At 40.8% G+C, this 23,214-nt stretch carries 24 protein-coding genes; 9 read left to right on the top strand and 15 right to left on the bottom strand.

Translation table 11 applies throughout. The features are described from left to right. Positions 1–85 precede the first annotated feature (85 nt). The gene (locus tag ACE3PQ_RS07855) at positions 86–484 is read left to right on the top strand and encodes a helix-turn-helix transcriptional regulator (protein ID WP_374296693.1); all 399 of its coding nucleotides are present in this window, start codon (positions 86–88) and stop codon (positions 482–484) included. Between the two features lie 57 nt (positions 485–541). Here the strand turns inward: ACE3PQ_RS07855 and ACE3PQ_RS07850 are convergent, their stop codons facing one another. The 11 genes from ACE3PQ_RS07850 to ACE3PQ_RS07800 all read right to left on the bottom strand — a co-directional run bounded on the left by ACE3PQ_RS07850 (position 542) and on the right by ACE3PQ_RS07800 (position 11,938). Further along, positions 542–988, bottom strand: a complete 447-nt coding sequence (locus ACE3PQ_RS07850; protein ID WP_374296691.1) for a DUF962 domain-containing protein — start codon at positions 986–988, stop codon at positions 542–544. 172 nt (positions 989–1,160) lie between these two features. Next, the gene (locus tag ACE3PQ_RS07845) at positions 1,161–1,787 is read right to left on the bottom strand and encodes a septal ring lytic transglycosylase RlpA family protein (RefSeq protein WP_374296689.1); all 627 of its coding nucleotides are present in this window, start codon (positions 1,785–1,787) and stop codon (positions 1,161–1,163) included. A 347-nt stretch (positions 1,788–2,134) separates the two neighbouring features. Further along, positions 2,135–3,130: a lytic murein transglycosylase B gene (mltB, locus tag ACE3PQ_RS07840; RefSeq protein WP_374296687.1), complete on the bottom strand. Its 996-nt coding sequence runs from the start codon at positions 3,128–3,130 to the stop codon at positions 2,135–2,137. 157 nt (positions 3,131–3,287) lie between these two features. Then, a complete protein-coding gene (gene rodA / locus ACE3PQ_RS07835; RefSeq protein WP_374296685.1) occupies positions 3,288–4,433 on the bottom strand; it encodes a rod shape-determining protein RodA in 1,146 nt (381 codons plus the stop codon). A gap of 290 nt (positions 4,434–4,723) precedes the next feature. Further along, positions 4,724–5,389, bottom strand: coding sequence for a hypothetical protein (locus ACE3PQ_RS07830; RefSeq protein WP_374296683.1), 666 nt, complete (start codon positions 5,387–5,389; stop codon positions 4,724–4,726). Between the two features lie 40 nt (positions 5,390–5,429). Then, positions 5,430–6,251 carry an NADPH-dependent 7-cyano-7-deazaguanine reductase QueF gene (queF, locus tag ACE3PQ_RS07825; RefSeq protein ID WP_374296681.1) on the bottom strand — a complete coding sequence of 274 codons (822 nt, stop codon included), beginning with the start codon at positions 6,249–6,251 and terminating at the stop codon, positions 5,430–5,432. Continuing rightward, positions 6,251–7,024 carry an ABC transporter permease gene (locus ACE3PQ_RS07820; RefSeq protein ID WP_374296679.1) on the bottom strand — a complete coding sequence of 258 codons (774 nt, stop codon included), beginning with the start codon at positions 7,022–7,024 and terminating at the stop codon, positions 6,251–6,253. Before ACE3PQ_RS07820 ends, queF begins: the two co-directional genes overlap by 1 nt. After that, positions 7,021–7,956: an ABC transporter ATP-binding protein gene (locus ACE3PQ_RS07815; protein ID WP_374296678.1), complete on the bottom strand. Its 936-nt coding sequence runs from the start codon at positions 7,954–7,956 to the stop codon at positions 7,021–7,023. The genes ACE3PQ_RS07820 and ACE3PQ_RS07815 overlap by 4 nt, the downstream gene beginning before the upstream one ends. 207 nt (positions 7,957–8,163) lie before the next feature. Continuing rightward, positions 8,164–8,643, bottom strand: a complete 480-nt coding sequence (gene rlmH / locus ACE3PQ_RS07810) for a 23S rRNA (pseudouridine(1915)-N(3))-methyltransferase RlmH (protein WP_374296676.1) — start codon at positions 8,641–8,643, stop codon at positions 8,164–8,166. Positions 8,644–8,763: 120 nt separating this feature from the next. Then, positions 8,764–9,998 (bottom strand): IS3 family transposase gene (locus ACE3PQ_RS07805; protein WP_374296674.1). Its coding sequence is split into 2 segments (ribosomal slippage): positions 8,764–9,653 and positions 9,653–9,998, totalling 1,236 coding nucleotides; the frame shifts between segments, so codons are not numbered across the junction. A gap of 110 nt (positions 9,999–10,108) precedes the next feature. Continuing rightward, entirely contained in the window at positions 10,109–11,938 is a 1,830-nt protein-coding gene (locus ACE3PQ_RS07800) for a phosphoenolpyruvate carboxykinase (GTP) (protein WP_374296672.1), read from the bottom strand. 488 nt (positions 11,939–12,426) lie between these two features. Here ACE3PQ_RS07800 and ACE3PQ_RS07795 point away from each other — a divergent pair, with 488 nt between their 5' ends. The 6 genes from ACE3PQ_RS07795 (at position 12,427) to ACE3PQ_RS07770 (ending at position 18,019) form a co-directional block, all read left to right on the top strand. Beyond that, a complete protein-coding gene (locus tag ACE3PQ_RS07795; protein WP_374296670.1) occupies positions 12,427–13,365 on the top strand; it encodes a diacylglycerol kinase family protein in 939 nt (312 codons plus the stop codon). Between the two features lie 2 nt (positions 13,366–13,367). Then, positions 13,368–14,153 (top strand): metallophosphoesterase, encoded by a 786-nt coding sequence (locus ACE3PQ_RS07790; RefSeq protein WP_374296668.1) that lies wholly within the window; start codon positions 13,368–13,370, stop codon positions 14,151–14,153. 183 nt (positions 14,154–14,336) lie between these two features. Beyond that, a complete protein-coding gene (locus ACE3PQ_RS07785; protein ID WP_298892323.1) occupies positions 14,337–14,627 on the top strand; it encodes a co-chaperone GroES in 291 nt (96 codons plus the stop codon). Between the two features lie 70 nt (positions 14,628–14,697). Beyond that, entirely contained in the window at positions 14,698–16,332 is a 1,635-nt protein-coding gene (groL, locus tag ACE3PQ_RS07780) for a chaperonin GroEL (RefSeq protein WP_374296666.1), read from the top strand. Between the two features lie 182 nt (positions 16,333–16,514). Next, positions 16,515–17,618, top strand: a complete 1,104-nt coding sequence (locus tag ACE3PQ_RS07775; RefSeq protein ID WP_374296664.1) for a hypothetical protein — start codon at positions 16,515–16,517, stop codon at positions 17,616–17,618. A 53-nt stretch (positions 17,619–17,671) separates the two neighbouring features. Beyond that, positions 17,672–18,019: an RnfH family protein gene (locus ACE3PQ_RS07770; RefSeq protein ID WP_374296725.1), complete on the top strand. Its 348-nt coding sequence runs from the start codon at positions 17,672–17,674 to the stop codon at positions 18,017–18,019. A gap of 164 nt (positions 18,020–18,183) precedes the next feature. Here ACE3PQ_RS07770 and ACE3PQ_RS07765 read toward each other — a convergent pair whose 3' ends face one another. Next, complete coding sequence (locus ACE3PQ_RS07765; protein ID WP_374296662.1) at positions 18,184–18,582, bottom strand: outer membrane protein assembly factor BamE; 399 nt, start codon at positions 18,580–18,582, stop codon at positions 18,184–18,186. 110 nt (positions 18,583–18,692) lie between these two features. Between ACE3PQ_RS07765 and fur the strand changes: the two genes are divergently transcribed. Next, positions 18,693–19,130 (top strand): ferric iron uptake transcriptional regulator, encoded by a 438-nt coding sequence (fur, locus tag ACE3PQ_RS07760; RefSeq protein WP_374296660.1) that lies wholly within the window; start codon positions 18,693–18,695, stop codon positions 19,128–19,130. 71 nt (positions 19,131–19,201) lie between these two features. Here fur and ACE3PQ_RS07755 read toward each other — a convergent pair whose 3' ends face one another. Then, positions 19,202–20,323 carry a PilT/PilU family type 4a pilus ATPase gene (locus ACE3PQ_RS07755; protein WP_374296658.1) on the bottom strand — a complete coding sequence of 374 codons (1,122 nt, stop codon included), beginning with the start codon at positions 20,321–20,323 and terminating at the stop codon, positions 19,202–19,204. Between the two features lie 11 nt (positions 20,324–20,334). Then, positions 20,335–21,372, bottom strand: coding sequence for a type IV pilus twitching motility protein PilT (locus ACE3PQ_RS07750; RefSeq protein WP_374296656.1), 1,038 nt, complete (start codon positions 21,370–21,372; stop codon positions 20,335–20,337). A gap of 143 nt (positions 21,373–21,515) precedes the next feature. Between ACE3PQ_RS07750 and ACE3PQ_RS07745 the strand changes: the two genes are divergently transcribed. After that, complete coding sequence (locus tag ACE3PQ_RS07745) at positions 21,516–22,211, top strand: YggS family pyridoxal phosphate-dependent enzyme (RefSeq protein ID WP_374296654.1); 696 nt, start codon at positions 21,516–21,518, stop codon at positions 22,209–22,211. 22 nt (positions 22,212–22,233) lie between these two features. Here ACE3PQ_RS07745 and ACE3PQ_RS07740 read toward each other — a convergent pair. Then, a partial coding sequence (locus ACE3PQ_RS07740) for an acyltransferase family protein (protein ID WP_374296652.1) occupies positions 22,234–23,214 on the bottom strand: 981 nt, incomplete at its 5' end.

Genomic DNA, 23,214 nt, shown 5'->3' with positions numbered 1-23,214 from the left:
TTTAACTTCCTAAACTCCATATATTTTAAGCTCAATGCTTCAAAGCCACATTGAAAATTTAGAAAATGATCAGATTGGTGGCGTGATGTCATTGACGGATGAGTTTGATCAAAAACCGATGTTAATTTCCGTGGTTCCATTTTCTATGCTGAAAAGTCATGTCGGCCAAAATGTTGAGAATCAAGTAAATACAAGATTACCATCTCATAAGGTAGCGATATTTTTGACTTCTCGTCATCCCCAAGTGCATTTGGCAAAATCTTATTTGATAACGCATTTTAAGTTGTCTAAGCGAGAGGTAGAGATTTGCGAGCATTTCGTGCAAGGGCTAGATATTGCTCAGATTTCTACACAATGTGGCATGACACTCAGTACAGTGAGAACGTATTTTAAGCATATTTTTGCTAAGGTTGACTGCAATAGCCAAGCAGAATTAATGAGAATATTGCTGAGTTATTCAAGCAGTTTTCAGTATATTCATTGAGCCATTCTATTCATGCGGTCTTTAATGGAAGCTCAATAAATATGCTGACTTGAATTGTTAAGAAAGCGCAGGGTTGCGAAAGCGCCATTTCGGCAAGGCTTTACCTAAAAAAGCATCCATACACCATACTGGCCCAATGAGTAGGAACTGCAAATCTTTAAAGAAAGATGGCTTTTTACCTTCTACCTTGTGTCCATAAAACTGCCCGATCCAAGCAATCACAAACATTGCAAAATAAAAGCTTTTACCAACAGGCAGAATAATGACCAACGTGGTCATCATTGAAAGTAGTACAGCCATAGCGATTGCCAAGACCAAATCCAAGCGAGCATAAAACACGAGGCTTAAAACTAATAATAATGCAGTGAGGAGGGCACTCAAGTGCATTAGAATGCCAATAATGGTAAAAAGGATTGCAGGAACACAAACCCAGTGAATCACCTTATTTGTCGCATTCTGGTGGCTCTCGTTATATTCAGATAGCCAATCTTGAATTGTTTTCATCACGCTCCCTCGCATTGCAGTCAACTCTATCTTTAATGTATCGCCCTGCGTAAGAAACTGCAATATCAAAACAGGTCAAATACTGCTTTGAGTAGCATTTTATAAATCAGATTTTCGATATAAAAAAAGCCACTAATAAATAGTGGCTTTTGGAACATTTTAAAAATCAGAATTAAGAATTCGGACCTTCAACACGTTCGATAGATACTTTACCTAGACCTGCACCAGTAATACCGATTGCTTTGGCAGCGCCGTAAGATAAGTCAACAACACGATTGCCATGGAATGGACCACGATCATTGACTTTAACAATTACGCTCTTACCATTGCTCTTATTCGTTACACGGATATAGCAGTTCAACGGTAGGGTACGGTGTGCAGCAGTCAAAGCGTTCATGTCGAAACGCTCACCGCTTGCAGTTTTACGGCCATGAAACTGGCGACCATACCAAGATGCCACACCACTTTGCGTGAATTTTTTCACAGTGTTTGAGGCAACAGTATTCAATTTTTCAATGATACTTGGCTCTTCAGGAACTTCGATTTTTGCTGCAACCACTTGTTTGTTTATAACACGGTTGTTTGCAGATTCAGTAATGCTTAAACCAGTTAGAGCATCACCATTTCCTTTAAATAAGCTATCACTTAAAGCTTGGAAATCTTTATCGAGGACTTTAGATGCCAAATTGGTTTTGTCTGTAGCATTGACAAAATTGGTAGTTGGTAATAATTCAGCTTGGCTTTGAGATGTAAAACCAGCTGCAATAATCAGTAAAATAGTACTTAAAGACTTTTGCACGCGACGACTCCTATATACGACCAATATGTGACTGAAATTGCTTAAATAAAAACCAAATCTTCTATTTAAGTATGCATCCAGTGCATTGATCGCATAATTAATATGCATGATGCGATCTTCAGAATTGAGTGGATAGTAATGGTTCGCTTTTGTATTTGTCTATGTCTTAACTGTAAAAATTTGCAAAAAGTAACTTTTTATCGCAATTTGTGGCTAAATAATAATCAAAAATGTAACAAAATATTTAAAATAGCCTAAAACTCAAACTGCGTCGCAAAATATTGTTTGACTTTTATAAAAGTGTCAAAAAATTAGAGCTTCTGACACTTTTTGTTGATCCGCAAAACTTAACGATTTGCGACTTCTTCACCGAGTTGCCATACCGCAGAAACATACATACGACTTGGGTTATAACCAATGATGCTAATGAAGTTTGGGTAGGTGATCCAGTACTGCGGTCCTGAAACTTCATCAAGGCGAATCACGTGTACCATATCCATCGTGTCGAGTTTGACTGTTGGGTTAATCGGGCGAACACCAAGTTTACTCAACTCACCAACCAGATATGGTTTTGCTGTACGCAAATCAGGTGCAATCACTTGAGTATCATCGACACCTGTATAGATCGCACGAATAGCTACAGGTTGACCTGTTTGCCAACCATGCTTAGAGATGAAGTTGGCGATTGAACCGATCGCATCTACAGCCGAGTTTTCAAGATCAATATGACCATTGCCATCAAAGTCTACGCCAAGCTTGGTGATATTCGTTGGCATGAACTGCGGAAAGCCAATTGCACCTGCATAAGAACCTTTCACGCTTGATGTGACTCGCCCATCTTGATATGTCCATGCAATGAGGGCAGCAAGCTCGTCTTGGAAATAATCAGCACGACGTGGATAACCAAAGGCGAGGGTCGCTAGCGCATCACGTGTGATGAATGAACCTTTATTGGCACCGTAGCCTGTTTCTACACCTAAAATGCCTAGAATGATTGACTGAGGGACACCATAAGTTTGTTCTGCACGACGTAGCGCACTGGCATATTGATTTTTAAAACGCACACCACGTTGAATCGTGCCTTCAACCAAGAAGTTCTCACGGTATTCGTACCACGGCTTACTTTCGCCAGGTTTTGCCATAATGCTTAAGATGCGATCAATATTTTGTGCACCTGACATGGCATTATCAATTTGCGCAGAAGTTAAGCCATGTTGTTGCATTGCTTTGGCTTTGAATGAGAGATAGTTTGGATGGGTAATAAAGTCGTTTGCAAAGCTTGCTGTGATCGAAAATGCACTTAAGCCAAGCGCAAGCATTGCTTTCTTATAAAAATGGGTCATTAACTTTATTCTCCGTAAATCTGATATAAAATTTCGATATAGATGCTTATCAATATGTTGAGCTAAACATTCGCAGATCTATTTTAAAACTGATATATCGTAAAAGCGCTGTATCTGAAAGAAGATGCACCTTAAAACCGATGTACTTTAAAATAGACTAGCGGTGCGTATGGATCGACATGATCACGCCAAAAGAAGCCATCAAGGTAATAATTGCCGTACCGCCATAGCTCATAAAAGGTAAGGGCACACCAACTACAGGTAAGATACCACTAACCATCCCAGCATTCACAAATACATAGACAAAAAACGATAATCCTAACGCACCTGCAACAAGGCGTCCATAATTATGAAAGCTATGTAAACTGATTTGGAAGATGCGAATAATCATTGCAAAGTAGATCGCCAATAATATCAGCAAGCCGATATAGCCAAATTCTTCAGAAAATGCGGCAATAATAAAGTCGGTATGACCTTCGGGTAAGAAGTGTAAATGTGCTTGCGTACCTTCTAAATAGCCTTTACCTGAGAATCCACCAGAACCAATCGCCGTCTTGGACTGAATAATATTCCACCCAGAACCGAGCGCATCTGCTTCAGGGTCTAATAAGGTCAACACTCGGCGGCGCTGATAGTCATGTAATAGAAACTGCCAAGCAATCGGAATAATCACCGCAACCGCACCGACAGCAGCCAAGATCAAACGCCAAGATAAACCACTTAAAAATAAAACAAACATGCCACTCGCTAAAACCAGTAGCGAAGTCCCTAAATCAGGTTGCTCAGCAATCAGTAAGAAAGGAATCCCAATAATAATGAGGCTAATGAATACACGTTTGAAACTTGGTGGTAAAGGATACTGTGACAGATACCATGCCACCATCATCGGCATACCGATTTTTAAAAATTCACTGGGCTGAACACTGCCAAAACCCGGAATATCAATCCAACGCTGTGCGCCCATACGCACTTCACCAAACAAAATCACAGCGATCAGTGATAACACACCAATACCATAAAAGTAGGGCGAGAAGCCTTGATACATCTTTGGCGGGATTTGCGCCATAAATAGCATTACCACAAAACCAATACCAAAGCTCATGGCTTGTTTGAGTACCAAGCCACTATTTTCAGCAGATGCACTATATAGTACCGTCAACCCAAGTACCGCATTAAATGCCAATAAGCCAAGCAGCCACGGATCGAGGTGGACGCGTTCCCATAGTGAAAGGGGGTAGCGAGAGCTTGTGCCATCTCGAGGTGCATGACGTAAGAAGCGATTGTGATGAATGCGATAAGACATGGCGTTCAAGATAATTGGTAGCGGAAAAGGAATGCAAAAAATGAAGTATTGTTTTGAGATAAAACAAGTCGTATATGCTAACACAGCTAAAAAAATTGATTAAGAAATCTCATCGAGAAAAGTAAAATATTATGTTTAGGAATTTAAATTTAGAAGCTTAGAAAGAATAGATATTGAAACTAAAAAAGCTAAAATTGAACTAAAAGTGAAAAGCCTAAGCAAACAATAGATCACTTAGGCTTTGGCGACTTGATTTATATCAGTATATTTTTATCAATATAACTATAAAATTAGTTGGTTTGATGAATCAACTGACTATGGTGATGTGCCAAAATTTTTAGCTCTTCGTCAGTTAGTGCAGGGATTAACTTATTAATCGCAATATGCACCGCTTTGCTGACAACACCTGCGCCGACATCAGCAGCTTTGCGTTTGATCATGCCCAGATCAAGTGTCTTGTTAAAATCAACCATAAAATGTTTAACCATCAAATCTGCAAACTGCTTATATTGTTCAGTCAATGCAGGTTTGATTTTGCTTTGATCTTCACCTGCGAGAATTGCTGCAAAGTTGCTTTGCATTTGTGCAACAAGCGCACTGTTCAATGGCGAGCCAACACGAAGCTGTGCTTGGGCATCATGGAAAATACTGCCTTCGATAAAATCAAGAGAAGCGACAATTTTTTCATTCGGAGTTTTGCTTAATAGCTGGTTGAGTAATGCACGGACGGTACTTTTCACATAGCCGACTAATTTTTCCGCAGTATCTTTACGGTCACTTGGTGGAAACTCTTTTAGACCATCACTCAACACGTGATCTAATAGCTCATCATTCATTGCTAATGCGATACTATCTCGAAGTGGATACATCGGTTCAGACGCATTACGACTGCGCTGAGCTTGTTGAATATCACTGAGTAGTGAAGGGGATGGGATAAATCCAAAAAAACTTGGCATTGTTCTTCCTCAATCAATTTCCAATAGTCTATTGTTGTGCTTATTGTCGCGCTAATCTAAGCGGACTTGGCATCCATGAAAGATCTGATACACGACATGGATTGATATCCAATCCACCTCGACGTGTATAAGCGGCGTAAACCATCAGTTTTTCAGGTTGCAATTGTATCCAAATATCGGCAAATATTTGCTCAACACATTGCTCATGAAAACCATTGTGTTCACGGTAAGAGATAATATAAGCGAATAAATTGGCTTCAGAAAGCTTTTTTCCACGATAACGGATCAATAAAGTGCCCCAATCAGGTTGATTGGTGACAGGGCAATTACTGCGTAATAAATGTGAGTAATAGCTTTGTTCGATGATTTCATTGTTGGGTTGTACTTCACTGTCTAAAGTCAGCAATGACGCATCGGGATGATAAACGATAGTGCTTGGCTTATATTGATCAAGGCAAATCCCATGAGGTCGATCTACGGTGAGCGCATCAACATCGAATAATTCAAGTTTGATCTCTGCATGGGCAGCTTTGGATAAGTCAGTTTCAACCGTATCAATAAAATCTTGTCGTGCATAACGCTCGAAATTAAAACTATTAAAGTACAGTTTTAACGATTTTGATTCGATCAAATGGCTTGAGGTTGCAGGAATATGTAATCGTCCAATCGCAACTTGTGGTATGCCATCTAAGTCCAACCATGAGATTTCAAAGACATGCCACCAGTCGATGCCTTGAGCAATACCCGTGACATCTTTATAGGCTAGGCGTGCATCGCTACGTGCGATTGGAAACAATAGCTCAGGAGCATATTTCGTTGGGTATTGGGTGTCTTGACCCAAAAGTGACGCATCAACTGACATTATTCACGCATTCCTGTACCACGACTTAATAAATGATAAGCGATAGCGTACATCATAAAACAGCCCGCACTAATCACCATTAGAGAAACCCAAACATTGACATCACTATGCCCTAAGATGCCATAACGAAACGCATTGACCATATATACGATCGGATTGAGTAAAGACACATTTTGCCAAAATGGACTGAGATTACTAATCGCATAGAATACACCACCGAGATAGGTCAGCGGTGTCAATACAAAGGTCGGAATGATCGAGATATCATCAAATGATTTGGCATAGACTGCATTAATAAAACCACCCAATGAAAACATCATCGAGGTAATGAGTACGGTATATATCGTCACGAAAATATTAAAAATGCTGAGCTGGGTAAATAGTAAGCTCACGATCGTCACAATAAAGCCAACGCAGATCCCTCGTGCTACGCCACCAACGACAAAACCAAGTAAGATCACATGATTTGGCACTGGGCTTGTGATGAGTTCTTCGACGCTTCGTTGAAACTTAGCACTAAAGAAACTTGATGACACATTCGAATAACTATTGGTAATCACTGACATCATGATCAAACCAGGCACGATGAATTGGATATAGCTAAAACCGCCCATTTCACCGATACGAGAACCAACGAGATTGCCAAAGATCACGAAATATAAGCTCATAGTGATCGCAGGCGGTAGAAGCGTCTGAGGCCAAATCCGCATAAAACGACGAATTTCTTTACGGACGATAGTCAGGAATGCGATGCTGAGTTGTTGACGGTTCATGCGTTCGCTCCTGTCAGATTTTTCTCGACCATATTTACAAAGAGCTCTTCGAGTCGATTTGCCTTATTTCGCATACTGCTGATCACGATGCCATTGGCTTCAAAGATTGCAAATAAATCATTAATTGAATGGGCTTTATCCATCGTGACTTGCAAGGTGCTCGAATCAATTAAATCGAATTGGAATCCAATAATATTTAAATCAAAGTGTTCGATTGGTGCTGCCAAATCAAAAATAAAGGTTTCCACAGAAAGCTGATTTAAGAAGCTTTTCATGCTGGTATCTTCTTTGATTTCACCACGATCAATAATGGCGATGCGACGACAGAGCATTTCTGCTTCTTCAAGATAATGTGTGGTGAGAATGATTGAGGTGCCATTTTGATTCAGCTCAGTGAGAAAGTCCCACATCGAACGACGCAGTTCAATATCAACACCTGCGGTCGGTTCATCCAAAATCATCAGTTTTGGTTCGTGCATCATGGCACGAGCAATCATTAAGCGACGTTTCATACCACCTGAAAGTAGGCGAGATTGGGTATTACGCTTTTCCCAAAGTCCGAGCTTTTCGAGATAATGCTCGGCACGTTGTTCGGCAATTTTTTTATCAATGCCGTAGTAGCCTGCTTGAGTGACGAGAATATCAAAAGTCTTTTCAAATTGACCGAAGTTAAACTCTTGCGGGACGACGCCAAGATGTTGCTTTGCTTTAGAGGAAAACTGATCAAGGTCATAACCAAAAATATTGACGCTACCTGAGGTCTTTTTTGTCAAAGAGCTAATGATGCCGATAGTAGTCGATTTACCTGCACCATTTGGACCAAGTAGCGCATAGAATTCGCCTTCTGGAACGGTGAGGTCAATTCCTTTGAGTGCTTGAAAGCCATTTTTATAAGTTTTATGCAAATCTTGTAAGACTAAGGCATCGGTCATTCTATGCACCCTTTTTTAACAGTGGATTCAATAAATAGCGGTCAATTCAAGAACGGATGTGCAATCCGACAAGGATATGAGTCAAACCATTTAAAGCGCACTATTGTGCGCCAAAATTGATCATAAACCAAGAGCTTGCCACACAACATAACAAAGCAGAATTCACAATATGATTTGGTTTAAATGCTATGACTTAAGCTCGATGACTTATGCTCTATGGTAAGGATGATTATGATTAATACTCATCGCTCGATACAGTTGTTCAATCAGAATAATGCGTACCATTGGGTGCGGTAAGGTCAATTTGGATAGTGACCAATGCCACGTTGCTGCTTTACGTACTGCATCAGATAACCCATCTGGACCGCCAATCGCAAGGACAATATCAGCACCATCAAGTGTCCATTGTTGCATGGTTTGTGCGAGTTTTTCTGTTGAATGCTCCCGACCGCCAACTTCGAGGGCGATCAGCATTTCACCTTGTTTGATATTGGATAAAATCGCTTCACCCTCGATCTGACAATATTTCAAAATATCTGCATCGGAATCATTTTTACCACGCTTTGCCATGGGTAACTCGATCAATTGCGTCGTGACAAAAGGCTGAATGCGCTTGAAATAATCTTCAAATGCCGTATAGACCCAAGCAGGCATTTTTTGGCCAATGGTTAAGATGCGGATTTTCATAAAAATAATCATTAAATAATCATTTTGAATTATAGCATTTAGTTTTGTTGATGTTGTTGTTGCAAAATCAAATAGGTCAATTACTTTTTGTCTAGTCCTGAAATAAGTTGACACTTATTTTCAACTATAAAACGCCTGATGAACCTCATTGGGCGTTTTGTATTTTAAGGCAAGGTGAGGTCGCTTTGTATTGTAAATGTCTACAGACTCAGCAACCATTTTGATTGCTTCTTTAATATCAGTAGGTTTGTGTAATAAATATTCATTTTTTAAAATACCATTGATCCGTTCAGCTAGAGCATTTTGGTATGAGAAACACTGTTTCACAAGGTATCCATCTGTCATGGAACATTCAACGCCATGCTGTTTATGAAACGACTGATATTTCTCGGAACAATATTGAATCCCCCTATCTGAATGATGTGTCAGTACAACATCTTTTGTTTGACGTTGTTTCAATGCTTTCTTATACGCTTGGATCACTGAATCAGTCTTTAGATCATTATGAATATGATAGCCCACAATTTTTCTTGAGCAGGCATCTGTGACTAAACTTAAATATGCTTCACCTGTCTTGGTTGGTAAATAAGTGATGTCTGCAACCCATAATTGTTCAGGTTTCTTTACGATCACTTGATCATTCCTTACCTTTAAACGGTTAGGATGACAGCGAAAGCGATGATGGCTATGAGTTGTCTTGTGATAAGCTCGTTTAGGTTTTACCAGTAAGTGATTAAATCGAAGTAAATCAGATAAATAATCACGACCAATGTGAGTGAGATTGGTTTGATTCAATAGATATTGGAGCTTTCTTGTACCTATACGGGGATGGTGCATTCTTTGCGTTTTGACTTGCTCCAAAATGATTTGATCTTGCTTCGATCGCAAGACATCTCGTTGGCATTGTTGGTAATAGGCTTGTCTAGTGATACCAAGATAATGGCAACATTGCACGATGCTTATACCTAATTCTCTCTTTTCTTTGATGACTTGCTTTGTGGCTTTTTTACAACACTTACTCCGTAATCTCTTTTTAAGACATCAACAACTGCTTCAAAAAATTCAGCTTTCTGTTGAGTATCACGTAGCTGTTGTTCAAGCTCCTTAATCCGTTGCTCTGGTGTAAGTGGCGCATTAGACATGGTAGTTTGACCTAAATGATAAGGAGGTGTTCCTTTACTCCAATCTAAATTACCATGCTTGCGAAGCCAAACCAAAACTGTAGAGCAACCTTGAATACCGTATTTATCCTGTGCTTGCTTAAAAGTCATTTCGCCTTTTTCAACTTGATCAACAACTGACAATTTAAAGGCAAGACTATAATCTCGTTGTGTAAGCTTTAGTGATGTAGGCATAACGCTCTCCATAATTTAAGGATGGAAAGTGTCAACTTTATTTAGGATGGGACATTCTAAATAAAAAAAGACGCCGAAGCGTCTTTTTGAATCAATCTTTAAATTTGCAATTAAGCAGATTTTACCGCATCTAATAATGCAGATTGACGATCTTTCAATGCTTGTGGGAGGCGAGCACCAAGCTTAGTAAATAGCTCAGTGTGACTTTCAAGCTCTTTGATCCATTGATCTTTGTCTTGCTTAGTCACAGTTTCAAACTGATCTTTTGTAAAGTCTAAACCAGACCAGTTCAATTGCTCATAGGTTGGAACCAAACCAATCGGCGTATTCACTGCATCAGCACGACCTTCACAACGATCAATGATCCACTCAAGCACACGCATGTTTTGACCGAAACCAGGCCATACGAAGTTGCCTTCTGCATCACGGCGGAACCAGTTTACATTGAAGATTTTTGGCAATTTGTTACCAGCAGCTTCAGCTTTTGCACCAACTTGTTGACCAAGCTCTAACCAGTGAGAGAAGTAATCTGCCATGTTGTAGCCAGCAAATGGCAACATCGCAAATGGGTCACGACGAACAATACCTTGTTGACCAACGGCTGCAGCAGTGGTTTCAGAACCCATTGTCGCAGCTTTATATACCCCATCAATCCAGTCAAATGCTTCTGATACCAACGGTACAGTGTCAGCACGACGACCACCGAAGATGAATGCAGAGATCGGCACACCTGCTGGGTTTTCCCAGTCTGCATCAATAGAAGGGCATTGACCTGCAGAAACTGTAAAGCGTGCATTTGGATGAGCAGCTTTTTCTGCGCCTGTGTGAGCTTGACCTTTCCAGTTGGTCAAATTCGCAGGTGCTTCTTTGGTTAAGCCTTCCCACCAAATTTCACCGTCAGCTGTGACAGCGACGTTGGTATAGATCACGTCTTTGTTCAATGTTGCCATACAGTTTGGATTGGTTTTGGTATTCGTACCTGGTGCAACACCGAAGAAACCTGCTTCAGGGTTAATCGCATATAGACGACCATCTTCACCCGGTTTAATCCATGCAATATCATCACCGACAGTTTCGATTTTCCAACCTTCATAACCTGCAGGTGGAATCAACATTGCAAAGTTGGTTTTACCACATGCAGATGGGAATGCCGCAGCGATGTAGTGCTTTTCACCTTGAGGGTTAGTTACGCCAAGAATCAACATGTGTTCAGCTAACCAACCTTGCTCACGACCCATCGCAGATGCGATACGAAGTGCCAAGCATTTTTTACCAAGCAACGCATTACCGCCATAACCTGAACCATAAGACCAGATTTCACGAGTTTGTGGATAATGAACGATATACTTTTCACTGTTACATGGCCAAGCAACATCTTTTGCACCTGCAACGAGTGGCGCGCCAACAGTGTGTACACATGGTACATACTCACCGTCTGTACCAAGTACGTCGTAAACTGCTTTGCCCATACGAGCCATTTTACGCATGCTGATCACAACATATGGAGAGTCAGTCAACTCGATACCGATGTGTGCAATGTGGCTACCCAAAGGACCCATAGAGAAAGGGACAACGTACATCGTACGACCTTCCATAGCGCCTTCAAATAAGCCATTGAGTTTTTCACGCATTACTGCGGGAGCTTCCCAGTTATTGGTTGCGCCTGCGTCTTCTTCATTTTCAGTACAGATAAATGTACGATCTTCGACACGTGCCACATCAGACGGATCAGAGTTTGCTAGATATGAACCTGGGTGCTTTTCTTGATTCAATTTTTGCATGGTGCCGTTAGCGATCATCAAGTCAACAAGACGTTGATACTCTTCTTCACTGCCGTCACACCATTCGATTTTTGCAGGTTTAGTTAATTTAGCAATTTCTTCAACCCAAGCAACAAGCTTAGGATGACGAACGAATTCTGGTGCGTTCACTTGGGTCATGATGAGGCCTACTTTTCTTTAAAAATGTACTATCCGTACAACGCACAGTCGGGATACAACTGCACGATAATGACTAAGATATATACGTTATATCGTCGTTAAAAATGGGTGAACATATTAAAACATATTTTTGTTGGAATAGGTATCCAAGCTTCACTCTCAAGAGAAGCTGTAGGTTGATAATGTTCATGTAAGATATTGAATTAAAATAATTATATTAAAATCATTGTGATATAATTTAAAATTTATGCTTGGTATTTATATTCTAAATATTAAATAAAATCTTTATAAATCAATAATAAACTAATTTTACATTTGTGCACTACCATCTGTTGTATATTTGCATTAACTATTGAAATAATCACATCGTTATAGATTGTGATTTGACATACTTTGATCTCAATACGCTGCTATTTTATTGAAATTCAAAGTATTAAGAAAAATTGAAGAATGATCTGTAACTTGCAGAATGTGAGATAAAACATTATATGACAGTACCACTCTCTATTATTATGAATGTGCGATCAGGGCATCATGGCGAAGGGCATGAGATGGAAATGCGCTTGATTTCACAAAGCCTGCAAAAATCAGATTTTGATGTCGAATTATTTTTGACAGAAGAGAAGTTTCCACTGAATCAATGTGTTAGTAGCGCATTGGCAAAGCATAAGCAATATGCAAAAGGCAAGCGTGGCGTCATCGTCGCAGCAGGTGGTGATGGTACGATTAATGCGGTTGCGCAGGCATTGATGTATACCGATATCGAACTGGGAATCTTACCTTTAGGGACGTTTAATTATGTGGCTCGAGCGCTACATATTCCTGTGACTTTGCCTGAGGCAGTACAGAATCTGATTGATGGCGTGGCGAAGCCGATTCATGTTGGACAAGTGAATGATAAAATTTATCTGAATAATGCCAGTATTGGCTTATATCCTGTGATGATCGAAAACCGAGAATATTATAATAAAAAGTTTGGTCGTTTTCCGTTAGTGGCTTATCTGTCAGGCTTGGCGGTGCTTGCGCAACCACAAAAATATTATCGCTTAAAAATCAAAATTGATGGGCAGAAGCATCCGATCGCATCGCCGATGGTTTTCTTTGGCAATAATCAACTCCAACTGCAAGATTTAAAATTACGTTTGGCTGATTGCGCTGCACAAGGCAAATTGGCAGCTGTGGCAGTGGGTTATGTGACTCGATTTCAGTTATTTCAACTCATGGTCAAATTGCTACAAGGCGAATTGGAAGATGCCAAAGATGTCTATAGTTTTTGCGCAGAAAATGTCGAAATCTCAACGCAAAAGCCTGATATGAAAGTTGCGCTGGATGGTGAAATTATGCGATTGCGTACACCACTCAAGTTTAAAGTTACGCATGATGCGATCAATGTCCGTGTACCGCGCTCTACATTGGGAGAGATGTAAGCATGCTATTACATTTATCCGATTTACATTTTGGTACGGAGCTTCCCGAACGTGTCCAAGCGGTGAAAAATTTCTGCGAGCAGCATCAACCTGAGTTGGTGATTGTCAGTGGCGATTTGACCCAACGTGCTCGCTTTCAGCAGTTCTATGCATGTCGTCAATTTTTAGAAAGTTTAAATATTCCGTATCTTGTTGTACCGGGTAATCATGATATTCCGCTGTATCATGTTTGGCGACGTTTCTTTAATCCGTTTGGTCGATATCAATTGTTCTTTGGCGCAACGGAAAAGGAGATTATCTCTGAGCATTTTTATGTGATCGGTGTGAATAGTATCCGCCCGAAATATCATACCAAAGGTTATGTTTCGACTAAGCAAATCGCAGAGGTGGAAGCTAAATTAAAAAATGCACCTGAGCATTTATATAAACTGGTTGCGGTACATCAGCCATTTTACTGTGAACCGTTTGATAAACATGTAGAAGATTGCCCTGTATCGGGGGAAATTGCACTCAGGCACTGGGCAGATGCAGGGCTGAATGGTTTGTTACATGGACATTTGCATCAGTCGGCGGTCTATCATCTCAATCAATTTTACCATCTCAATGTAGCACAGTCGGTGCTCGATATTCATGCAGGTACGACCTTCTCGAATCGTACTCATCACGGTGAGGAAAATGGCTTTAATGTGATCACTGCGCAAGGTGAAATAGATGCTTATTTATATGATGAACCATCAAAAAGTTTTCAAAAATGGAAACGCATTTTTCCGAAGAATGACATGACTTAAATTGTTTGATGAGAAAAAGCACAAAAAGTTTAAAAAATTATTTTTTGCCCTTGAAACTCTACAGGTCAACCCCATTTCAAAAAACAAATTCAACATTGCATCGCCGAAAAGATTTATGAATTCAGGCGGTGTATACATCAAAGCTAAAATTTACCTGAAAAGTTCAGATGAATGGAGTAAAACATGAGTAATATTCGTCCCCTACATGATCGTGTTGTGGTTCGTCGTGTCGAAGAAGAAACTAAAACTGCTGGCGGTATTTTGCTACCGGGTTCGGCTGCTGAAAAACCTGCTCAAGGTGAAATCATCGCTGTAGGTAATGGTCAGATCACTGACAATGGCGTGCGTGCACTCGACGTTAAAGTTGGTGATAAAGTATTGTTTGGTACTTATGCGGGCACAGCAGTCAAAGTCGACGGCGAAGAGCTTTTAATCATGAAAGAATCTGACATTTTAGCGATTCTTGAAGGCTAAAACTCAGATTGATTTAGTTTTTAAATTAATGTCTTAAAAATCAGATTAAAGATTATTCGGAGAAAAATTCATGTCAGCTAAAGAAGTAAAATTCGGTGCTTCAGCACGTACAAAAATGATCGACGGCGTAAATGTCCTTGCCGATGCAGTGAAAGTCACTTTAGGTCCTAAAGGTCGTAATGTTGTGATCGACCGTTCTTTCGGTGCACCGCATATCACTAAAGATGGGGTGACTGTTGCGAAAGAAATCACTTTAAAAGACAAATTCGAAAACATGGGCGCTCAGCTTGTTCGTGAAGTGTCTTCTAAGACTAACGATGTGGCGGGTGACGGTACAACGACTGCGACTGTACTTGCGCAAGCGATATTGGCTGAAGGCATCAAGTCTGTCACTGCGGGCATGAACCCTACAGATTTGAAACGTGGTATCGACATCGCTGTACGCACTGTGGTTGAAAACATTAAATCTACAGCAAAAGCTGCTGACGACTTTAAAGCGATTGAACAAGTTGGTTCGATTTCTGCAAACTCTGACGGTACAGTGGGTAAGTTGATCGCTCAAGCGATGGAAAAAGTCGGCAAAGAAGGCGTGATCACTGTTGAAGAAGGTTCAGGCTTTGAAGATGCTTTGGACGTTGTAGAAGGTATGCAGTTTGATCGTGGTTATATCAGCCCGTACTTCGCCAACAAACAAGACACGTTGACTGCTGAACTTGAAAATCCGTTTATCTTGCTTGTTGATAAAAAAATCAGCAACATCCGTGAATTGATCACTACACTTGAAGCAGTTGCTAAAACTGGTAAGCCATTGTTAATCATCGCTGAAGATGTTGAAGGGGAAGCGCTTGCAACTCTTGTAGTTAATAACATGCGTGGCATTATTAAAGTCTGTGCGGTTAAAGCGCCTGGTTTTGGTGATCGTCGTAAAGCAATGCTTCAAGATATTGCGATCTTGACTGGTGCAAATGTGATTTCTGAAGAAGTTGGTATGTCTTTGGAAAAAGCAACACTAGAAGATTTAGGTACTGCGCATAAAGTCACAGTATCTAAAGAAAACACAGTGATTGTGGACGGTGCAGGTAATGCAGCACAAATCGCTGAGCGTGTACAACAAATCCGTGCGCAAGTTGAAGAGTCAACTTCTGAATATGACAAAGAAAAACTGCAAGAGCGTGTTGCGAAACTTGCAGGTGGTGTTGCAGTGATCAAGATCGGCGCTGCGACTGAAGTTGAAATGAAAGAGAAAAAGGATCGTGTAGACGATGCGCTTCATGCAACACGTGCTGCGGTTGAAGAAGGTGTGGTTGCAGGTGGTGGTGTTGCGCTAGTACGTGCAATCAAATCACTTGACGGTGTAACTGGTGCGAATGATGACCAAACTGTTGGTATCAATATCTTGCGCCGTGCGATCGAAGCGCCACTTCGTCAGATCGTTGCCAATGCAGGTGAAGAGCCGTCTGTGGTGATCAATGCAGTGAAACAAGGTGAAGGCAACTTCGGTTATAATGCTGCGACTGGTGAATATGGCGATATGCTTGAGATGGGTATTCTTGATCCTGCAAAAGTAACTCGCTCTGCACTTGAGCATGCTGCATCTGTTGCAGGCTTGATGCTGACTACAGAAGCAATGATTACTGATATCCCAGAAGACAAACCTGCTGCACCAGATATGGGCGGTATGGGGGGGATGGGCGGTATGATGTAAAACATCGATCATCTTATCTAAAGAAAAGGTCGCTTCGGCGATCTTTTTTTATGTTTTGAGAAATGGCGAAAATGAAAAGAATGATTTGGAATTGTTACGAGTTTGGTCGTTTTAGTTTTGCTTTTGAGGGCTGAGAAAGGCAAAATACAGGCAAGATTTTTATAACTTTTAAAGACGATATGATGCAACAGCAACCGACATGGATCACGCCAGTTTTGGCATTTTGTCTATCCTTTTTATTTAGTGTGACTTTGGCACCAAGTTTGGGTCTGGTCGCATATCAGCAGTATGACTTTTTAGTATTGTGGTTGGTGACTATGCTCGTTTTGGCATTGCCTGCACTGTATATGGAAGTCGGATTGGCGAAGCGAGCCAAGTCTGCGCCCTTGCAAGGATTGATGCAACTAACACGTGATGCTGATGTATCGACGAAATGGCGTGCGGTGAGTTGGTTGGCTGTGGTGATTGTACCGTTGTTTGCAGGAGCGATGTTACATTATGCCAATAGTGCAGTGATGTCACAGCTTACGCTACAGTCAAATACAATGGGACTGAACCCAAGTATTGCGATTTTAGTCTTGGCGATTGTTGCTGTTGCTTTGTCGATGTTGCCACGAATAATTTTACTTGCTGTGTCGGCACTCGCAGTCGTTGCGTTTATTGTGTTGGGCATGCTTGCACAGCAGGGCGCTTGGCAATGGACAGGTGTGAGCTTTGCAGAGTGGGCAAAAGTCGTGACATTGACTTTAGTTACAGGTGGCTTGGGTTTGGGTGTGTATTGGCAGTCTGCGACTCAGAATGTTCAAGCGAGCAGTGCTGATAAAGCATCAAGCACGCCAATAGTATTGCCGATTTGGATTGCGCAAGCTGTCGGGTTGTTGGCGATGCTTTGGGCTAATCAAAGCGCAACAATGACACAAAGTATGGTATTGCTCATTGGTGCATTGAGCTTGTCAGCTTATCTGTTGCAATTGATACGAGCGCAGTTGATTCAACGTCAAATTGCCTTACCCATTCAAGCATTGATTTTGCTTATTCCAATATTGATTTGGGCTTTACCAATCAGTAATGTTTTATATCCAATTTTGATTGCCCTGGGTTTGGTGCTTTGTCTTGCGTATGCAATTTTTGCAGGGTGGTTGATGAAGATCAGTCATCTGCGTAAATCACTTAATTTTAAAAATGAAATGAGCTACAACGTGTGGCGAATTTTGATTCGTATCGTTGTCCCTATGTCGATCGTCGTCGCGATGTTTGCGTGGCTTCAAATGTTATTTACAGTCTAATTTTCTGTACTGAATTGAACATGAACGATTTTTCTAATGATTCGAATATTGGTATAGATCAATCCTCTCAGATTTGGATTGTGTATTGTGCAGTGGATCAGCAATATTCAATACATATTCCTTATCAGCAGGGCATGACAGCGTTACAAGCATTAGAGGCGAGTGACTTGGCTAAACAGGTCACATTACCTGAGCCGTTGGCATTAGGTATTTTTGGACTGCGAATCAAAGATCCTGTGACACATATTTTGCAAGCAGGGGATCGCTTGGAAGTGTATCGACCATTGACCATGAATCCCAAAGACGTGCGTCGTCGCCGTGCAGAGAAGCACCCAGTTGGGCGCTATCAACAAGGTAATCAACAGAAAAAACGACAGGGCAATCAACAGAGTAATTCATAAAACCGTTAAAAGCAGAGCGTAAGATCAATTCCAAATCATCTTTTATAAAGCTTGTATAAAGATTTGGCGCTCAAAATGCTAATCTAAGATGAATAAAAAAGCATAGAGATCATCTATGCTTTTTTTTTGCGTTAAAGACGCTTGCTTAAGAAGCGATAAGCTAGTTATAGCTTTGGTGCAGTCAAGATCGCTTCTTTCGAACCCGGTAAGCCCGGCTGAGATTCGGGAATGGTGTCCAAGCCTTCGATTTGCGAAACAACGCCAGATTCGTTAAAGTGAATACGTAAGTGCTGACCTTTGGCAGCAGGAATATCTGCTTTTTTGGCATATGTTCCTGGGATATAGTTGTAAATGTAGTCCCAACGCAATGGATTCAAAGGATCACTGACTGTAGGTGTCCCAAGTAGGAAACGGACTTGTTGCGGTGTCATACCGACTTTGACTTGAGAAGCTTTTGCTTGAGTCAATGGTGTGCCCTGTGGAATGTCTACTTTGTAGACGCCGAGCACAGAACAGCCAGTAATGATGGTGGCTATAAAAATTGACAACAGAAATTTTTGCATTTTGCTACACTATCCCACAATTATTTAATGCACTAAGATAAAGTTTAGCGCATACTTTAGCAAAGTATGCTAACCCATGACCACTTAATTTTGTTGAGAGTTTATATACAATGCCGATTACAAATCAGGATTTGCGCAAAGCGGGACTCAAAGTCACTTTACCTCGTATTAAAATTTTAGAATTATTAGAAAATTCAAAACAACATCATTTGAGTGCTGAAGATATTTATAAGACTTTACTTGAGCATGGCGAAGATGTTGGTTTAGCTACGGTATATCGTGTGTTGACGCAATTTGAAGCGGCGGGAATTATACAGCGTCATCACTTTGACAACAATCATTCGGTATTTGAAATCATGCAGGAAGATCATCATGATCACCTTGTTTGCCAAAACTGTAATAAAGTCGTTGAATTTACCAATGATTTAATTGAGCGTGAACAACACAGTATTGCTGAAAAATTCAATTTCACTTTGACTGGTCATGCACTGAATCTTTATGGCTATTGCGATAGCCCTAGATGCCAAGAAGTTTTAAAGAAGAAATAAGTTTAAATTTTCAAAAAATGAGTAGTAAAAAAGGTGCAATCAATGCACCTTTTTTATTGAGAGGCATTCGATCAATCTTGTTGAATAAATAAACCTTTACCACTGTTATTTAACAATGTTTTAGAATCACTTTCTGACAATTTGATTTGTAGACGAAGATCGTTTGGTGAATCAGAGTGCTTGAGCGCATCTTCATAAGTGACTTCACCAGCTTTATAGAGATCAAATAAGGCTTGGTCAAAGGTCTGCATACCCAGTTCACGTGAGCGTTTCATCAAGTCTTTCAGCTCGTGGATTTCACCCTTACGGATATAGTCCTGCATGAGTGGTGAGTTGATCAAAATTTCAATCGCAGCACGACGGCTCTTACCATCTTTGGTTGGAACAAGTTGTTGCGCAATGATTGATTTCAAATTCAATGACAAGTCCATATAGAGTTGGCTATGACGGTCTGCATCAAAGAAGTGAATAATACGATCTAAGGCTTGGTTGGCGTTGTTGGCGTGAAGCGTTGCAAATACTAAGTGACCTGTTTCTGCAAAGGCAACGGCATAATCCATAACTTCACGAGAACGAATCTCACCAATCAAAATGACATCAGGTGCTTGACGTAACGTGTTCTTCAAAGCGACTTCAAATGAATCGGTATCAATGCCGACTTCACGTTGTGTGATGATACAACCTGCGTGTTGATGGACAAACTCGATTGGATCCTCGATCGTGATGATATGTCCACGAGAGTTTTGGTTACGATGTCCAACCAATGATGCCAACGAAGTTGATTTACCCGTACCTGTAGCACCGACAAAGAGAATAATGCCACGTTTTGTCATGGCGAGTTCTTTTAGAATTGGTGGTAATTTTAAAGACTCAGGAGTTGGAATCTTGGTTTCAATCTTACGCAGTACCATGCCAGGCATGTCACGTTGCTGAAATGCGCTGACACGAAAACGTGCAGTTTTTTCACGGTCGGTGATGGCAAAGTTGCATTCCCGAGTGGTGGCAAATTCTTCACGTTGCTTCTCATTCATGATGGCATGCATCAACTGAGAGATAATTTCAGGACTGAGTTTGCTTTTGGTGACTGGCAAAATTTGTCCATGTACTTTCATTGATGGTTCGACGTCGGCTGAAATAAACAAATCCGAAGCGTTTTTCTCAATCATGAGTTTGAGTAAGTCATTAAAGTCCATATTTTAAATCCTTACATAAATGCTTCAGGTGATTTCGCCACATGACGTGCAGCAGCAGCGGTGATCTGACCTTTTGCAACCAGTTGCTTTAAGGTTTGATCCAGTGTAGTCATGCCTTGAGCCGCACCAGTTTGGATAGCAGAATACATTTGTGCGATTTTATTTTCACGGATCAAGTTACGGATCGCAGGTGTACCGATCATGATTTCATGTGCAGCCACACGACCACCGCCATTTTTCTTAAGCAAAGTCTGTGAAATCACGGCTTGAAGTGATTCTGAAAGCATGGCACGTACCATGTCTTTTTCTTCGGCAGGGAATACGTCGATGACACGGTCAATGGTTTTTGCTGCAGAGGTGGTGTGCAGTGTACCGAATACTAAGTGACCTGTTTCCGCAGCAGTGAGTGCAAGACGAATAGTTTCCAAGTCACGCATCTCACCGACCAAGATAATGTCAGGGTCTTCACGTAGTGCAGAACGTAGTGCTTCGTTAAAGCCGTGCGTATCACGATGGACTTCACGCTGGTTAATCAGACATTTTTTCGAAGTGTGTACAAATTCGATCGGGTCTTCGACGGTCAAGATGTGGTCATAACGATTGTCATTGATATAGTCGAGCAGGGCCGCAAGTGTGGTTGATTTACCTGAACCCGTCGGACCTGTAACCAAGACGAGCCCACGTGGATACTCGGCAATATTCTTAAACGTTTGACCGAGACCAAGCTGCTCCATCGTCAATACTTTGGATGGAATGGTACGAAATACCGCACCTGCACCCCGGTTTTGGTTGAATGCGTTGACACGAAAACGTGCCACGCCAGGTACTTCAAATGAAAAGTCAGTTTCTAATTGTTCTTCATAATCACGACGCTGTTTATCGTTCATGATGTCATAGATCAGGCGATGCACATCTTTGTGTTCCATCGCTGGCAAGTTAATACGCTTGACTTCCCCATCCACACGAATCATTGGTGGTAGACCTGACGAAAGATGCAAGTCTGATGCCCCGTTTTTCACCGAAAACGCTAAAAGCTCTGTAATATCCATTTTTTTCCTTTATGTTCAAACGGCTTCTTTATGTTTAGAATAATACGGTGTTCACTTCTTGAAACCAAGTGATTTTGTGAAGAAATACGATACAAATTCAATACAATTTCAAATTTCAGCTTAAAGTAAGGGATAGAAAGGAAATGACGAGCTTAGATTTAGCCACGAATCTTATACAAGTCCAGAGGCAAATCGAACAAGCAAGCCTGCAAGCGAAGCGAAATGTTCAAGATATTCAATTACTCGCTGTGTCGAAAACTCACCCTGCACAGTCCATTGCTGAATTGTATCAACTGGGACAAAAAGCATTTGGGGAAAACTACCTACAAGAAGCTTTAGAAAAAATCGAACAATCAAAAGATTTAGAGATCGAATGGCATTTTATTGGGCATGTTCAGCGTAATAAAACCAAACATTTGGCAGAGAAATTTGCTTGGGTGCATGGTGTTGATCGGCTGATCATTGCCGAAAGATTATCCAATCAACGCCCTCAAAACTTACAGCCTTTAAATATTTGTCTACAAGTGAATATTGATGATCAAGAGTCTAAAGATGGCTGTGCGCCTGATGAGGTTGCAGAATTAGTTGAAAAAATCAGTCGATTGCCGAATCTTCGTTTACGAGGATTGATGGTAATTCCTCAGCCTGAGCACGTGCAAGCCTTTGCCACGACCAAGCAATTGTTTGATCAAGTCAAGCAATATCATGCTCAGCCTGAGCTTTGGGACACTTTAAGTATGGGCATGTCGGCAGATATGGCGGATGCGATTCAGGCAGGTTCAACTATGGTGCGAGTTGGGACTGCGTTGTTTGGTGCAAGAGATTATTCTAATCAATGATATTTCAAAGTGATTAAGCCAGCTATTTCGGACGAATAGGTTGTTTCGGTTCTAAAAACTTCGCCATCAACCATGCAAATGCAATGCAAATCGACATGCTTAAAATTACTGCAAGCATTGACGTCCAAATACTGCGCAGATAACTCTGCGGAAACACGCCCATAATAAATAGCAAAATTGGAAAATGGGTAATATATAAGGTATAAGAAAAACGTGCTGAGCTTACCCAAACAGGTTTAAAAGAGCGTTGTTTTTGATAAAGCTGTAGCAGAAAAATCGCAAAGACAAACCCGATACAGGCATTAAAAATGGTAAATAAATTCGCTTGATATGTTATGACTTGATCAATGATGAAGAACTGGTAGGCATCATACATCGCAATACATAGTGCAAAAATAGCAAAAATCCATTGAACTATTTTTAAAGAATAGACATCTACACGGCTGGACACTTGATCAAATGAAAAAGTAAATGCCAATAACCACACGCCAAAATAGACTAAGAATTGCAAATTCAACAAAGACAAAATAAGTAGGGTGATCACAAAGCCAACCCTTGCAAATGTGGACTGCCAAAATGCTATTAGTCCAGCTAAGACGTAAAACCACACTTCGTAGCTCAAACTCCAAAGTGGTGCATTAGCAGATAAAGTTGGCGTGAGAAACTCATTGATAAAAAATACCGAGCCAACCAATTCTACCCAAGAAAAATTGTAAGCGGTGCGAACCATTAACGCAGGAATAACTTCAAATGAATGACTTTGCGTGGCAAAGAAATAGGGCGCAAGACCATACAGCAAAAGCATCCAAAACAGCGCAAAAATAAACGGTGGTAAAATACGGCGAAAACGCTGTCTGGCGTATTTTCTGATCGAGAAGGTATGGTTTTGCTGAATATTTTTTTGTATCGAATGTCCAATCAAAAAGCCACTGAGCACAAAGAACATCATGACCGCAGATTGACCAAGTAAGCGAACAACTGAATAAAAAGTCACGTCTTGCGG

The sequence above is a fragment of the Acinetobacter sp. genome, assembly GCF_041911495.1.
GTDB lineage: Bacteria > Pseudomonadota > Gammaproteobacteria > Pseudomonadales > Moraxellaceae > Acinetobacter.
Note: the sequence above shows the minus strand (reverse complement) of the source record. Positions and strands in the feature narration are given on the sequence as shown.

What these genes read in the sequence shown, in the direction of transcription:
- ACE3PQ_RS07775 (WP_374296664.1), top strand. Translation starts at nt 16,515, where the DNA reads ATGCAACAGCAACCGACATGGATCACGCCAGTTTTGGCATTTTGTCTA.
- ACE3PQ_RS07755 (WP_374296658.1), bottom strand. Translation starts at nt 20,323, where the DNA reads ATGGACTTTAATGACTTACTCAAACTCATGATTGAGAAAAACGCTTCG.
- ACE3PQ_RS07830 (WP_374296683.1), bottom strand. Translation starts at nt 5,389, where the DNA reads ATGCCAAGTTTTTTTGGATTTATCCCATCCCCTTCACTACTCAGTGAT.
- ACE3PQ_RS07855 (WP_374296693.1), top strand. Translation starts at nt 86, where the DNA reads ATGTCATTGACGGATGAGTTTGATCAAAAACCGATGTTAATTTCCGTG.
- rodA (WP_374296685.1), bottom strand. Translation starts at nt 4,433, where the DNA reads ATGTCTTATCGCATTCATCACAATCGCTTCTTACGTCATGCACCTCGA.
- ACE3PQ_RS07800 (WP_374296672.1), bottom strand. Translation starts at nt 11,938, where the DNA reads ATGACCCAAGTGAACGCACCAGAATTCGTTCGTCATCCTAAGCTTGTT.
- ACE3PQ_RS07790 (WP_374296668.1), top strand. Translation starts at nt 13,368, where the DNA reads ATGCTATTACATTTATCCGATTTACATTTTGGTACGGAGCTTCCCGAA.
- ACE3PQ_RS07820 (WP_374296679.1), bottom strand. Translation starts at nt 7,024, where the DNA reads ATGAACCGTCAACAACTCAGCATCGCATTCCTGACTATCGTCCGTAAA.
- ACE3PQ_RS07850 (WP_374296691.1), bottom strand. Translation starts at nt 988, where the DNA reads ATGAAAACAATTCAAGATTGGCTATCTGAATATAACGAGAGCCACCAG.
- ACE3PQ_RS07785 (WP_298892323.1), top strand. Translation starts at nt 14,337, where the DNA reads ATGAGTAATATTCGTCCCCTACATGATCGTGTTGTGGTTCGTCGTGTC.
- fur (WP_374296660.1), top strand. Translation starts at nt 18,693, where the DNA reads ATGCCGATTACAAATCAGGATTTGCGCAAAGCGGGACTCAAAGTCACT.
- ACE3PQ_RS07750 (WP_374296656.1), bottom strand. Translation starts at nt 21,372, where the DNA reads ATGGATATTACAGAGCTTTTAGCGTTTTCGGTGAAAAACGGGGCATCA.
- groL (WP_374296666.1), top strand. Translation starts at nt 14,698, where the DNA reads ATGTCAGCTAAAGAAGTAAAATTCGGTGCTTCAGCACGTACAAAAATG.
- ACE3PQ_RS07795 (WP_374296670.1), top strand. Translation starts at nt 12,427, where the DNA reads ATGACAGTACCACTCTCTATTATTATGAATGTGCGATCAGGGCATCAT.
- ACE3PQ_RS07765 (WP_374296662.1), bottom strand. Translation starts at nt 18,582, where the DNA reads ATGCAAAAATTTCTGTTGTCAATTTTTATAGCCACCATCATTACTGGC.
- rlmH (WP_374296676.1), bottom strand. Translation starts at nt 8,643, where the DNA reads ATGAAAATCCGCATCTTAACCATTGGCCAAAAAATGCCTGCTTGGGTC.
- mltB (WP_374296687.1), bottom strand. Translation starts at nt 3,130, where the DNA reads ATGACCCATTTTTATAAGAAAGCAATGCTTGCGCTTGGCTTAAGTGCA.
- ACE3PQ_RS07745 (WP_374296654.1), top strand. Translation starts at nt 21,516, where the DNA reads ATGACGAGCTTAGATTTAGCCACGAATCTTATACAAGTCCAGAGGCAA.
- queF (WP_374296681.1), bottom strand. Translation starts at nt 6,251, where the DNA reads ATGTCAGTTGATGCGTCACTTTTGGGTCAAGACACCCAATACCCAACG.
- ACE3PQ_RS07815 (WP_374296678.1), bottom strand. Translation starts at nt 7,956, where the DNA reads ATGACCGATGCCTTAGTCTTACAAGATTTGCATAAAACTTATAAAAAT.